Genomic DNA, 13,618 nt, shown 5'->3' on the forward strand with positions numbered 1-13,618 from the left:
CAAATTTTAAGATTTTAAGATTACGACAGCATGAATATTCTCAACATACATCGCAAACGCGCTTTTACCATAGCAGGCATATGCCTTGCAGGCATCCTTCATCATCAGCAGGCATGGGCACAGGAGCCGCTGAAACAGGAAACGATCGATATCATTTCCACCAACCAGCCTAAGCTCCGTGACGCCTATAAACTGAACCTGACCGCTTCTCTGCCCGGTGTGGACACCAGCAGGCCCGTACTGAAATACCAGGTGCCGGCCCTCAACCTGAATTTCATGTACCAGGCCGCGCCGCTGAAACCACTGGCATTGGGCAAAGACTCCCTGTCGATGTTGCAGAACAATTTTATCAAACTTGGTTACGGCAACTATAAAACACCATATGTACAGGCAGGTTTCGGCAGTGGCCGCAAAGACGTGTACAATTATGGCCTGTTTGTCAATTACACCAGCTCGCAAGGCAAGGAAATATCCGACCAGAACTACAGCAACCTCAATGCGCTGGCTTCCGGTTCATACCTCCTGCCCACCATGCAGCTGGACGCCAGCATCGGTTATGACCGCAATACCGTTCATTACTACGGTTATAACCACGACAGCGTGAAATACGACAAAAAAGACGTGGCACAGACCTTTAACACGCTGACCGCGCAGGTGGGACTTAAAAACCGCCCGCAAAACGACTGGGCGTTCCAGTTCCAGCCTACGGTGAAGTTCATCGCCTTCAACGATTCCTATAAACGCACAGAAAATACTTTCATCGCTAAAATACCGGTGCGCAAGCAGGTATTTGAAGATATCTATATCAAAGCAGAAGGTGTTTTTGACCTGTCTACCTACAAACAGGACAACGGCCGTAACATCAACAACAATGTGGTGGCCATCCATCCGTCAGTAGACATCATCAAACCGGGCTTTGTGCTGCATGCCGGCGTAAATCCCACCTGGACCAACGATAAGTTTTACCTGCTGCCTGACATCGTGAATGAATCACACCTGGTACGCAAAAAGCTGATCCTGAGCAGCGGCTGGATTTCGTATTTCGACAAGAACTCCTACCGTAATCTGGCCAACAAAAATCCGTTCCTCAATGGCCTGGTGGACGGTATACTCAATACCCGCGTAGAAGAAAAGTATACAGGTATCAAAGGTACACTGGGCGGGCATTTCAACTACAACACGAAGTTTGCGTCCGTTACGTGGTACAATATGCCCCTGTTCGTGAACGACGCAGCAGACACCAAATACTTCACCACCCGCAACGAAGAGCAGTTACGCGCATTCCAGCTGCATGCGGAGGTAGGTTATATTGAAGAGGAGAAATTCCAGGCAAGGGTTACTTTCGACTGGTACAACTATAACAAGCAGACCACTGAAGTAAAACCCTGGCACCTGCCTCCTTTCCAGGGCGACCTGTTCCTGCAATACACGTTTAATAAGAAGTTGCACCTGAATGCAGACCTGTTTGCCCTCAGCGGCAGCTATTACGTGTTGCCCAACAAGGATTTCGGCAAAACGAGCAGCGCCTGGGACATGAATGCCGGCGCTTCCTACGATATCGGCAAAAACTTCAATCTGTGGCTGAACGCCAATAACATATTCAATTCCCATTATCAGCGCTGGTACCTTTATCCTACCTATGGTTTCAACATCGTAGGCGGAATTATGGTGAAGTTCTGATTTTGAGTTAATTTAGTTGCTCGCAAAGAGACGAAGCAGCAAAGACGCAAAGATGATATTTGCTGCTTTGCTGCTTTGTGATTTCATAGGAATATTAACCACAAACACCTCTTCATGTTGATACTACAGCAATATATCCAGGAAGTATTGTTCAGGCAGCGGATTTGCGTTGTTCCCCACATTGGCACCTTTTCCATCCAGCACTTTCCGGCCAGGTATAACGCCGGCGCACAAACGTTGCTGCCGCCGCGGGACCAGGTGGTCTTCACGCAGTCGTGGCAGGATGACGGCTCCTGCCTGGAATGGATAGCCCTGAAGGAGAACCTGGTGCCGGCTGTAGCGCAGCGGAAGCTGGAAAAGTACATTGAAGAATTCAGGGAGGCCCTGCAGCCCGGGCAGGCGCTGGAACTGCCCGGTATTGGCAAGTTACAGGGCGATTTTGCCGGCAATCTGCATTTCCATCCGGAAGAGCTGCCGGTAGACCCTGCCGACATTCCCATTGCGCCGATACAGCGGGAAGAACCTGCTGTTCCGTCCGCACCGCCGGCCATTCCCCCTGCTTCTGCCATGCCGGCCGAGGTGCCGGTGCCGCCGTCCGCGGAGGCCGTAGAGCCGGTGATGACCCCTGAAGAGGAAAACACGCTCGAGGCCGTGACAGAAGGCAGTATTTTCAGATGGTGGTGGGCCGTGGCCGGCGCGGTGATCCTGCTTGGCGGACTGGCCGCCTGGTGGTATATCGGCCGTCAGGCGCCTGTCAATATCCCTGCACCGGTAGTGACGATAGACAGCACCAAACATAGGCCTGCTCCCGACAGCAGCCGGGCGGCAACGCCTGCTGTGTCAGACTCTATTTCGTATTTCGTTGTGCTGGAGGAGTTCCAGGACAGCCTTTCAGCCGCCAAAAAAGCGGTAAAAAGGCAAAGCTGGAAACAGAATGTAGTGATGTACCGCCGCGATAATCTTTATAAAGTAGCCGTACCGGTAAGATCTTTACCGATAGATACCACAAGCGAGTTGCAGGAAAACAGGAGTAAGTTCGGTATCAATAAGGCATACCTGGAATACTAGCGCTTATTTGATTTCCGCAGCCACGATGTCCAGTCCTTCTGCGAAAGTATGCGGATGATATCCCAGCTCCCTGACCGCCTTATCGATGATCAGACCGGTTTTGGCCGGACGGGCGGCTGGCTGGGCGAGGCTTTTGGAGCTAATCTTTTCAATCAGGCTGGTGTCCAGCTGAAAATACTCGGCCGTTTTAAGGGCCATATCATAAGGCGTCAATACTTCACTGCCGGAAATATTGAACGTACCGGTTGCTTTCTTTTCTGCCAGCAGCAGGCATCCTGTGGCCAGGTCCTGGCACAGGGTAGGCGTACGCCACTGGTCGTCTACCACTTTGATCTTCTTGCCCTGCTGGAGATTGTTTTTCACCCATGTGATCATATTGCTGCGATGCGGATCGTTGGACACGCCGTATACCAGCACGGTACGCACGATGGCCCATGACAGCTTGCTGTTACGCACCAGTCGTTCTGCCGCCGCTTTGCTTGTACCATAATAATTGATGGGATTGACAGGAGCTTCTTCGTCATACGGGCCACTAAGGCCATCGAACACAAAGTCTGTAGAGAGGAAGATAAAGGAGGCGTTTATTTTTTCTGCCGCATTGACGAGATAACGGGTAGCGCCTACGTTGGTATCCCAGCAGGCATCTTTGTTTTTCTCGCAGTCGTCCACCTGTGACATGGCGCCGCTGTGGATGATCAGGTCCGGCTGATGTTTCTGGACCAGCTGCTGTACGCTGCCGGCGTCCCGCAGGTTTGCCGCTTCGTAAATGTAATGGTCGCGTTGAGGGGAACGGTTAGTACCTCTGCCTGTGGCTATTACATCGTATGTCTTGTTTTGGACGAATACCGGGATCAGATGTTGTCCCAACAGTCCATTGCTACCTGTAATTAATACCTTCATAATGCCATATTAGTACGCTGTCTTTAAAGATAAGAAAAAAGCAATTACGAATTACGGATTACGAATTACGAATTGAGGGCTGTTTTATAGAAAGGCCAATAATTAACCGCTCTATAAGACAACCCTCAATTCGTAATTCGTAATCCGTAATTCGTAATTATCTAGGGTTTCATACCGAGATTATACATGGTGAAAGACCACATGTCCGTTGCCTCGTCGATCAGTTTGGACGTAGGTTTGCCTGCGCCGTGGCCTGCCTGTGTTTCAATGCGGATCAGCATCGGATTGGGGCCTGCGTTGCTGGCCTGCAATGTGGCGGCAAACTTAAAGGAGTGTGCCGGCACCACACGATCGTCATGATCAGCGGTTGTAATCATCGTAGCCGGGTAAGCAACACCGGGTTTCAGGTTATGCAGCGGTGAGTATTTCACCAGGTATTTGAAATCCTCTGCGTTGTCACTGCTGCCATATTCCACTGCCCAGGCCCAGCCGATGGTGAATTTCTGGAAGCGCAGCATATCCATTACTCCTACTGCCGGCAGCGCCACTTTAAAGAGATCGGGACGTTGCGTCATGCAGGCGCCTATCAGCAGGCCGCCGTTGGAACCGCCGCGGATCGCTATTTTAGCGGGATTGGTATATTTGGTTTTAACCAGGTATTCTGCTGCGCCGATGAAGTCATCGAACACATTTTGTTTCTTTTCCTTCATACCGGCTTTATGCCATGCTTCGCCATATTCGCTGCCACCGCGCAGCGCCACCACGGCATAGGTGCCGCCCTGTTCCATAAAGTACAGGTTGGAAACGCTGAAGGCGGGTGTTTGTGCGATATTAAAACCACCGTAACCGTAGATCAGCACGGGGTTGTTGCCGTTATTTTTCATGCCTTTCCTGGAAGACAGGAACATCGGCACTTTGGTGCCGTCTTTACTGGTGAAAAATACCTGTTTGGTTTCATAATCGTCCGGATTGAATTTTACCGCCGCTTTGTTGAACAGGGACATCTTACCTGTTTTGATATCATAACGGTAAATCGTTGGCGGCGCTACGAAAGAGGTATAGGTAACGAACAGCTCCTGGTCTTCTTTCCGGCCATCGAAGCCGCTGGCAGTACCGATGCCCGGCAGTTTGACTTCATGTTCGAGGCGGCCGCTGTAATCATATTGATATACGCGGGTAGAAGCGTCTTTCAGATATGACAGCAGCATTTTACCGCCGGCGTTGCCTACATTCTGCAGTACTTCTTTTTTCTCCGGCACTATCAGTTTCCAGTTGGCTTCCGCCGGGCTGGCCGGATCGATCAGCACCACTTTATAATTAGGCGCCTGATGGTTGGTAAGCACCAGCAGTTTGCCGCCGTCGTTGTCAATTACAGAGGGCTCGTTCGCGAAACCTTTCACCAGCAGGGAGAAGGACCTCTGTGCCGGGTTTTGCATATCCCGGTACCAGAGCTCTCTGCCGGAAGTGCCTTCCGTGGTGGAGAGGATGAGGAAACGTTCATCTTCCGTTACGCTGACAGTAGCGTTGCGGAGCGGATGTTCCTTGTCCACGTAAATCAGCTCGTCCTGTTCCTGTGGCTGACCGATTTTATGAAAATATACTTTCTGGAATTCGTTCTTTTTGGACAGTTTGCTTTGTTCGTCCGGTTTGTCGTAGCGGCTGTAGTAGAAGCCATCGCCTCTCCAGCTGAGGCCACTGAATTTGATCCATTCCAGTTTATCCGACAGCAGCTGGCGGGTGGCCACGTCCATTACATATGCCTCCTGCCAGTCGGACCCCGCTTTGGCGATCAGGTAGGCCGCATATTTCCCGTCTTTGGAGAAAGTGAGGGCTCCCAGGGCGGTAGTACCGGAGGCTGACAGTTTGTTAGGATCTATAAATACTTCCGGGGTACCGTCGGGGGTAGTGCTGCGGTACAGGACGGCCTGGTTCTGCAGGCCATCATTTTTAAAGAAGTAATAATAATTGCCATGTTTAACCGGTGCGCCGTTTTTGGGGTAGTTCCAGAGCTCCTCCAGTCTTTTTTTAACCGCGGGGCGGAAAGGGATGGCTTCGAGGTACTCCCGGGTCACTTTATTTTCAGCGTCCACCCAGGCTTTTGTTTCTGCGCTGTGGTCATCTTCGAGCCAGCGATAGGGATCAGGGATACGGGTGCCATGGTAATCATCAATGGTATCTACTTTTTTAGCTACCGGATATTGCCAGTTTTTTTGTTGTGCCATACCTTCCATTGTCATTAAACTCATGCCTAATATCAACCAACTCTTATTAGTCTTTTTCAACATGCCTATATTTTTTAAAAAAATTAGCTACTTTGTTTGATTAAAATTAAATATTTAGGTTAATTCATAAGATAACTGTTAGAAAACAATTGCAAAATGTTATTTTTGTGCGCCTTTAAGATATTTTTTTAGCAATTTATATGAAAAAATTGAACAACATTGCAGTCCTTACCTCCGGTGGAGATGCCCCGGGCATGAACGCAGCCGTTCGTGCGGTGGTAAGAACGGGCATTTATCATCAGCTGAATGTGTTCGGCGTCATGTATGGATATAGGGGAATTTTAAAGAACGAAATCTTCCCGATGGAGTCCAAATCTGTTGCCAACATTATTCAACGCGGAGGCACCATCTTAAAGACCGCCCGGTGCAAAGAGTTCTATGAATATGAAGGGCGAAAGAAAGCTTATGAAAATCTGAAAAAGCACAACATTGACGGGTTGATTGTGATCGGGGGAGATGGTTCGTTCAATGGAGCTCAGAAATTCAGCCAGGAATTTGACATTCCCTGTATAGGCTTGCCTGGTACTATTGACAAGGACATTGCGGGAACTGACAACACCATTGGTTTTGATACGGCGGTGAATACTGCGATCGATGCCATTGACAAAATCAGGGACACCGCAGACGCGCATGACCGGCTGTTTGTGATCGAAGTAATGGGCCGTGACGCCGGTTACATCGCTTTACACAGCGGTATCGCCACTGGTGCCGAGCATATTATGATGCCTGAGCGCAAAACCGAATTGCACGACATTATTGAAGAATTGCAGGCCAATGAACGCCGCAAAAAACTGGTAAATCTGATCGTGGTGGCTGAAGGTGACGAAACCGGAGGCGCCAATGAAGTAGCACGCCGCATTAAAGAAAGTTGTCCGCAACTGGATACCAGAGTATGTATCCTCGGACATATCCAAAGGGGTGGCTCTCCCTCCTGTACAGACCGTATCCTGGCAAGCCGTATGGGCTATGCCGCTGTAGACGCCCTCCTCGAAGGCATTCACAATGTCATGATCGGGATCGTAAACGACAAGATCCATTATACCCCCCTGGACAAAGCCGTTAAAGCCAAACAGGAAATTGACCCCGAATGGTTTAAGATTGTTAAAATTCTTGCGAGTTAAAAAATAAGACTTATGAGTACAAAGGATCTTTCGAAATACTATCACAAGCAGATGGACAACGCTGCCGGCAGAGCACACTCTTCCCGTAAAACAAAAATCGTGGCAACTGTTGGTCCGGCCTGTGATACCTATGAACAACTGCTGGCGCTGGTGAAAGCGGGCGTAAACGTATTCCGCCTCAACTTCTCCCACGGCTCGCACGAAGATAAACTGCGGATCATTGAATATATCCGTCAGATCAACAAGACCGAACCTTACAACGTAGCCATGCTCGGAGACCTTCAGGGACCGAAACTCCGCGTTGGTGAAATTGAAAATAACGCCCTGCCGCTGAAAAAAGGTGATATCCTCACCTTTGTCAACGAAAAAGTAGTGGGCAACATGGAAAAAATCTACGTTTCCTACCCTGACCTGTACAAAGATCTTCGCGTTGGCCAGAAAATCCTGCTGGACGACGGTAAAATCGAAACAGTAGTAAAGGAACTGCTTCCTACCGGTGAAATCAAAGCCGAAGTAAGCCTGCCCGGCGTGCTGTCTTCCAAAAAAGGTTTTAACCTGCCAGACACCAAAGTATCGTTGCCGGCCCTGACCGAAAAGGACGTGGTGGACCTCGAGTTCATCATCGACCAGGAACTGGACTGGGTAGCCCTGTCTTTCGTACGCAGCGTAAAAGACCTGACCGATCTGCGCAAGCGCCTGGAAGCAAGGAACTCCAAAATCAAAATCATCTCCAAAATAGAAAAACCGGAGGCGATCCAAAACCTGAAAGAAATCATCTGGGAAAGTGACGGCGTAATGATCGCCCGTGGCGACCTCGGCGTAGAACTGCCGGTAGAGCAGATCCCGATGATCCAGAAAGATATTATCCGTAAATGTATCCACCGCGCGAAGCCCGTTATCGTAGCTACGCAGATGATGGAAAGCATGATCGACCGCACCCGTCCGAACCGTTCCGAAATCACCGACGTGGCCAATGCCGTACTGGAAGGCTCTGACGCCGTGATGCTCAGCGGTGAGACCGCTACCGGACAGTTCCCTGAACTGGTGATCCAGACCATGCACAAAATCATCATGGAAGTGGAAAAAGAAGCGATCATCTACAACCGTAACCTGATCCCTCACCGCCACTCCCCTACCTTCCTCAGCGACGCCCTCTGCTACAACGCTTGTAAAATCGCTGAAGACCTGGACGCAGATGCCCTCATCGGCATGACCCAGAGCGGTTATACCGGCTTTATGCTGAGCAGCTACCGTCCACGTTCACCGCTGTACGTGTTCACCAAAGAAAGAACACTGGTAAACCAACTGAGCCTCAGCTGGGGTGTACGCGCCTTCTACTATGAAGAAGAAGAAAGCCTCGATGATATCGTATTCGATCAGATCAACATCCTGAAAGAAAGAGGATTCATCAAAGTGGGCGATGTGGCAGTAAACACCGGCAGCACACCAGTAAAACTGCACCTGCCAACTAACATGCTCAAAATTACCCGTGTGGAATAGTTTTCTGCAGAAAATCTGACATTTATATAAAAGGAGAGGCTCGCCTAAATGGCGAGCCTCTCCTTTTGGCCCAGGGCTGAAGCCCTGGGCTACGATTAGTTTTTTGGGTCCTTGCATCAGTGGTAGCTATGACTGTTGGCGTGTAGTCCTGGTAGGTGATACAGGAGGCTATGACCCTGATGATGGGAGTATAGCTTTTGTAATGTTATATAAAGAAACTATAGCCCTAATGATAGGTGTATAGCGTTTATATGTGATGTAAAGAAACCGCAGCCCTGGTTTCTAAACGTAGCCCAGGGCTTCAGCCCTGGGAAGGCTTTTTGTAGGTAGCCAAATATATCATCAGCGCGGTAAGTATCAGCAGTGTGCCGGCTAAACACACCCCATTCCATTTGCCTACTGACCAAACCCATAACCCTAAGCCTGAGCCAACGGAAGTGCCGATAAAGCTGGTCGTCATAAACACGGTGTTCAGGCGGTTGCGTGCTTCCGGCAGCAGTGCGTATATGCGTGTTTGGTTGGAGACATGGATACCTTGTAAACCAAGGTCTATCGCGATGATTCCAATGATGATTCCGATGATGTTTGCCTGGAAGACATAAAACATCGCGTAACCGGCCAGCAGGAAGATGATACCATACCCAATGGCTATACGCGGATTCTTTTTGTCTGCGATGCGCCCTATCAACGGGGCGCCCAGTGCGCCCGCAGCAGCAGCCAGGCCCATCAGGCCTATTTGTTCGCTGGTGTACAGGAACGGTTTATCAGACAACAGGAACACGACGGTGGTCCAGAACATGCCGAACATCGCAAAACAGCAGGCGTTGATAGCAGATGCCTCACGCAGCATCGGTTGTTCTTTGGCCAGCGTGAGCAACGACTTCATCAGGTCACCGTAGGTACCGGTGAACTGTGGTTTGCTTTGGGGAAACGAAAAGATCATGATTACCACGAGTAACGCACTGATACCCGCAGCGATGAAGAACATGGCACGCCAGCCCCAGTGGTGCCCCACTACGCCGCTCAGCGTGCGGGACAACAATATGCCTACCAGCAGTCCGCTCATAATAGTGCCGATCACCTTGCCCCTGTTGGCCGCATCAGTCAGATGTGCTGCCAGCGGCAGTATCAGTTGAGGTACCACAGACGTAAAACCTATCAGCAGTCCTGTGATTTTCAGCATCAGGATGTTTTGGGAGAAGCCTGCTGCTGCGAGGGCCACTACGGCCGTTGCAGTCATGGCGATAATTTGCCCTTTACGCTCGAGCTTGTCACCCAACGGAACACAGAAGAGGAGCCCCAGCGCATAACCTACCTGTGTAAAAAAAGTCACCTGCCCCGCATTGCTTTCAGATACGCCGAACTCCTGGCTCATCAGTACCAGCAGCGGCTGACTGTAGTAAATATTAGCTACGATAAGGCCCGTGCAAAGGGCCATGATCATGATATTCCATTTGCTTAATGCCATATAACCTGTCTTTTGGAGATGCAAAGATACAGTTCTCCACTCATCCCGGCGGGAAAGAGTGTTTAATATGAAATGGCTAAATTTGTGATTATTTCACTGCTTACGGGCAAAAAGGTTACAGCTATGTTTACAAGTATCAATCCGTTTACACAGAAGACCATTGCTGAATATACGCCGCATACCCCTGCGGAAATTGAACAGAAGCTACAGACAGGAGAAAAGGCCTACCGCACGTTGTTACAGGTACCGCTGGAGCAGCGCCGGAAATGGATGATGCAGGTTGCAGGTTCATTAAAAGCTAACGTGGAAGCACATGCCGCCCTGATCACACAGGAGATGGGCAAAACACTGAAGGAAGCCAGGGCAGAAGTGTTGAAATGTGCCGCCACCGCAGAATACTTCGCAGAGAACATCACTCAAATATTACAGCCACGGCCTATTGAGTCGGAGGCCTACAAAAGTTACGTGAGTTATGAGCCCAAGGGCATCATTCTCGCCATTATGCCGTGGAACTTCCCCTACTGGCAGGTTTTCCGTTTCGCTATTCCTAACGTATTAGCCGGTAACACCGGCCTGCTAAAGCACGCCAGCAATGTAAGCGGCTGTGCGCTGGCCATCGAAAAAGTGTTTATGGAATCCGGTTTTCCTGAGGGCACTTTCCAGTCGTTGCTCGTATCTTCCAAAGACCTGGAGCCGATTGTGGCCGATCCGCGGGTGCAGGGCGTAACGCTGACCGGCAGCACGCCCGCCGGCAAAAGTGTGGCCGCACTGGCAGGCAAATACCTGAAGAAAACGGTGCTGGAGCTGGGAGGCAGCGATCCGTTCATCGTGTTAAAAGATGCCGACCTGGAAGCCGCCGCCAGGACCGCCGTACAGGGACGTATGCAAAACGCGGGGCAGTCCTGCATTGCCGCCAAACGATGGATCGTGGAAAAAGAGATCGTGCCCGCCTTTACCGCCGCCGTGCGCCATCTGCTGGAGCACCTGCAGCAGGGCGATCCCACCCTCGACAGTACCAATATGGGGCCCATGGCCCGTCCGGACCTTGCTGAAGAACTGGCCAAACAACTGCAGGACACCATCCGCCAGGGCGCCAAACTGGAATTGGGCGGCACCTATGAAGGATGTAACTTTGCCCCGACACTGTTGACCGGCGTCACCAGTGATATGACCGCTTTCCGGGAGGAGACGTTCGGACCGGTGGCCGTGATTATTGAAGCTGCCGACGAAGACGAAGCCATAGCGCTGGCCAACGAGACTGACTTCGGCCTTGGTTCCGCGCTGTGGACCAGCGACCTGGACAAAGCCGCCCGCCTGGCCACACGGATAGAAAGCGGCAACGTATTTATCAACGCGATGGTGCGGTCCGATGCCCGGCTGCCTTTTGGCGGTGTCAAACAATCCGGCTATGGCAGGGAGCTGTCACTGGAAGGCACACACGAATTTTTGAACATCAAGACTGTTTATATACAAGAATAACTGTAAAATGACCACGTCCCTTAAACGAGAACGATATACTCCCTATATCACTTTCTCCCGTGAAGAATGGGCAGAAACGAGCGGCGATGCATTGCTGCAGCTGCAGGACTATTACGATCTGGAACAGCTGCAGGGCATGAACGAACCGCTTACGCAGGAGGAAATCACCCAGATATACCTGCCCCTGGCCCACCTGCTTAATTTGTACGTAAAATCGTCACAGACATTACACAAAGCCACCAGCAGCTTTCTCGGCAGCCAGGAGCTGAAAGTGCCTTACATCATCGGCATAGCAGGTAGTGTAGCCGTCGGCAAAAGCACCACCGCCCGTGTATTGCAACGGCTGTTACAGGCCTGGCCCGATCACCCGCGTGTAGACCTTGTCACCACCGACGGGTTCCTGTATCCCAACAAAACACTGGAAGCCAATAAAATCATGAACCGTAAAGGCTTCCCTGAAAGTTATGATATCAAAAGGCTGATTCATTTCCTCGCAGATGTGAAGTCCGGCAAGGAAAGAGTGGCCGCGCCGCTCTACTCCCACCTGGAATATGACGTGCTGCCCGGTCAGCTGCAATGGATAGAACAGCCCGACATCGTGATCGTAGAAGGCGTGAACGTGTTGCAGGTAAGACCCCGGCAACAACAGAAAGACCCGGCCATTTTCGTGTCAGATTTCTTCGATTTTTCTATTTATGTAGATGCCGCAGAAAAAGATATCCGCAAATGGTATATCTCCCGCTTCGAATCGTTGCGGGCCACCGCTTTCCAGAACCCGGAATCTTTCTTCCACCGCTATGCGCACCTGTCAGATGCCGCTACCGTGGAACTTGCCACCCAGATATGGGATGACATCAACAAACCCAACCTGGAACAGAATATCGCCCCTACCCGCTACCGCGCCAGCCTGATACTGGAAAAAGGGCACCATCATTTTGTGCAGTCCGTTAAACTGCGGAAGACTTAAACGTTTATTCGTTAGCGTTATATGACCACCGGTCCGTACTTAGCAGGTACGGACTATTTTTTATGGTATATTTGGTTTCTCATCTTAATATCATGCAAATACACTTTCTTCGTCACGCTACCGTTATCATAGCATGGGGCAGTCACAAGATACTGGTCGACCCGATGCTCAGCCACAAAGACGCCCTCGACACCGTTCCCAATGCCGCCAACACACGCCGAAACCCGCTCATAGACCTGCCCCTGAGCGATGCGGCACTGTCAGCCATGCTGGAAACAATTGACGCCTTGATCGTCACACATCTTCACCGGGACCACTGGGACGTGGCGGCACAGCAGCTCGTGCCCAAACACCTACCCCTGTTCTGTCAACCGGAAGATGTGGAAAAACTCACAGCACAAGGTTTTACACAGCTCATACCAGTCCACACCAGCACCACCTGGGAAGGAATTCGTATATCCCGCACCGGTGGACAACATGGCACCGGTGAAATAGGCAAAATGATGGCGCCCGTATCCGGTTTTGTACTGGAAGAAGGCGCAGACCGCCTCTATATCGCCGGTGACACCATCTGGTGCGATGAAGTAAAAGCCACACTTGACCAGTACCAGCCAACAGACACCATCGTCAATGCCGGCGCCGCACAGTTTATCACCGGAGATCCTATCACCATGACGGCCGAAGATGTGTTGCAGGTGCTGCAACACCCCGCACAAACCCGTGTAACAGCCGTACATATGGAAGCTATCAATCATTGTTACCTGACGAAAGAAATGCTAAAATCCGCTATTGGAGAAGGTTTTGTAGACAGATTGATTATTCCGTAAAAATATTTTTTTGGAAGTATGAAATAAATGTATACCTTCGCGCTCCATTCAACCGAATGATGATTCCGTAGCTCAGTTGGTAGAGCAATACACTTTTAATGTATGGGCCCTGGGTTCGAGTCCCAGCGGGATCACAGACAACTTACAAACCTCGCGCTAGTCGCGGGGTTTTGTTTTTTAGTCGAGCGTTTAGTTGAGTTCCTTTTATATAACCCCGATTTCTTTCCCGTACTATACAGGTTAATCAACTTTTACTCGCATAATTTTTTACTATATTAGCCTAGTTTATCACAAATTGCTCCATAAAATGGAAGATGTCAATCTTT

At 50.4% G+C, this 13,618-nt stretch carries 10 protein-coding genes and 1 tRNA gene; 8 read left to right on the forward strand and 3 right to left on the reverse strand.

The annotated features are described in order from the left end of the window. Nucleotides 1–30: 30 nt before the first annotated feature. A complete protein-coding gene (locus HGH92_RS03705; protein ID WP_168869402.1) occupies nt 31–1,680 on the forward strand; it encodes a hypothetical protein in 1,650 nt (549 codons plus the stop codon). Nucleotides 1,681–1,794: 114 nt separating this feature from the next. Then, nucleotides 1,795–2,748 carry a hypothetical protein gene (locus HGH92_RS03710; RefSeq protein ID WP_168869403.1) on the forward strand — a complete coding sequence of 318 codons (954 nt, stop codon included), beginning with the start codon at nt 1,795–1,797 and terminating at the stop codon, nt 2,746–2,748. Between the two features lie 3 nt (nt 2,749–2,751). Here HGH92_RS03710 and HGH92_RS03715 read toward each other — a convergent pair whose 3' ends face one another. Both HGH92_RS03715 and HGH92_RS03720 read right to left on the reverse strand, forming a co-directional pair. After that, entirely contained in the window at nt 2,752–3,648 is an 897-nt protein-coding gene (locus tag HGH92_RS03715) for an SDR family oxidoreductase (protein WP_168869404.1), read from the reverse strand. Nucleotides 3,649–3,809: 161 nt separating this feature from the next. Beyond that, nucleotides 3,810–5,870 carry a prolyl oligopeptidase family serine peptidase gene (locus tag HGH92_RS03720; RefSeq protein ID WP_168869405.1) on the reverse strand — a complete coding sequence of 687 codons (2,061 nt, stop codon included), beginning with the start codon at nt 5,868–5,870 and terminating at the stop codon, nt 3,810–3,812. Nucleotides 5,871–6,070: 200 nt separating this feature from the next. On the opposite strand from HGH92_RS03720, the gene pfkA reads away from it, so the two are divergent. Continuing rightward, on the forward strand, nt 6,071–7,051 hold the full coding sequence (gene pfkA / locus HGH92_RS03725) for a 6-phosphofructokinase (protein ID WP_168869406.1): 981 nt from the start codon (nt 6,071–6,073) through the stop codon (nt 7,049–7,051). A gap of 12 nt (nt 7,052–7,063) precedes the next feature. After that, entirely contained in the window at nt 7,064–8,551 is a 1,488-nt protein-coding gene (pyk, locus tag HGH92_RS03730) for a pyruvate kinase (RefSeq protein WP_168869407.1), read from the forward strand. Between the two features lie 301 nt (nt 8,552–8,852). Here the strand turns inward: pyk and HGH92_RS03735 are convergent, their stop codons facing one another. Beyond that, the gene (locus tag HGH92_RS03735) at nt 8,853–10,019 is read right to left on the reverse strand and encodes an MFS transporter (protein WP_168869408.1); all 1,167 of its coding nucleotides are present in this window, start codon (nt 10,017–10,019) and stop codon (nt 8,853–8,855) included. Between the two features lie 123 nt (nt 10,020–10,142). Here HGH92_RS03735 and HGH92_RS03740 point away from each other — a divergent pair, with 123 nt between their 5' ends. The 4 genes from HGH92_RS03740 (at nt 10,143) to HGH92_RS03755 (ending at nt 13,426) form a co-directional block, all read left to right on the forward strand. After that, complete coding sequence (locus HGH92_RS03740) at nt 10,143–11,498, forward strand: NAD-dependent succinate-semialdehyde dehydrogenase (protein ID WP_168869409.1); 1,356 nt, start codon at nt 10,143–10,145, stop codon at nt 11,496–11,498. 7 nt (nt 11,499–11,505) lie between these two features. Continuing rightward, nucleotides 11,506–12,465, forward strand: coding sequence for a type I pantothenate kinase (gene coaA / locus HGH92_RS03745; RefSeq protein WP_168869410.1), 960 nt, complete (start codon nt 11,506–11,508; stop codon nt 12,463–12,465). A 92-nt stretch (nt 12,466–12,557) separates the two neighbouring features. Further along, nucleotides 12,558–13,292 (forward strand): MBL fold metallo-hydrolase, encoded by a 735-nt coding sequence (locus HGH92_RS03750; protein ID WP_168869411.1) that lies wholly within the window; start codon nt 12,558–12,560, stop codon nt 13,290–13,292. 61 nt (nt 13,293–13,353) lie between these two features. Next, nucleotides 13,354–13,426: transfer RNA gene (locus HGH92_RS03755), tRNA-Lys, on the forward strand. Nucleotides 13,427–13,618: the final 192 nt, after the last annotated feature.

Origin of the sequence: Chitinophaga varians, assembly GCF_012641275.1 — a bacterium.
GTDB classification, from domain to species: Bacteria; Bacteroidota; Bacteroidia; order Chitinophagales; family Chitinophagaceae; genus Chitinophaga; species Chitinophaga varians_A.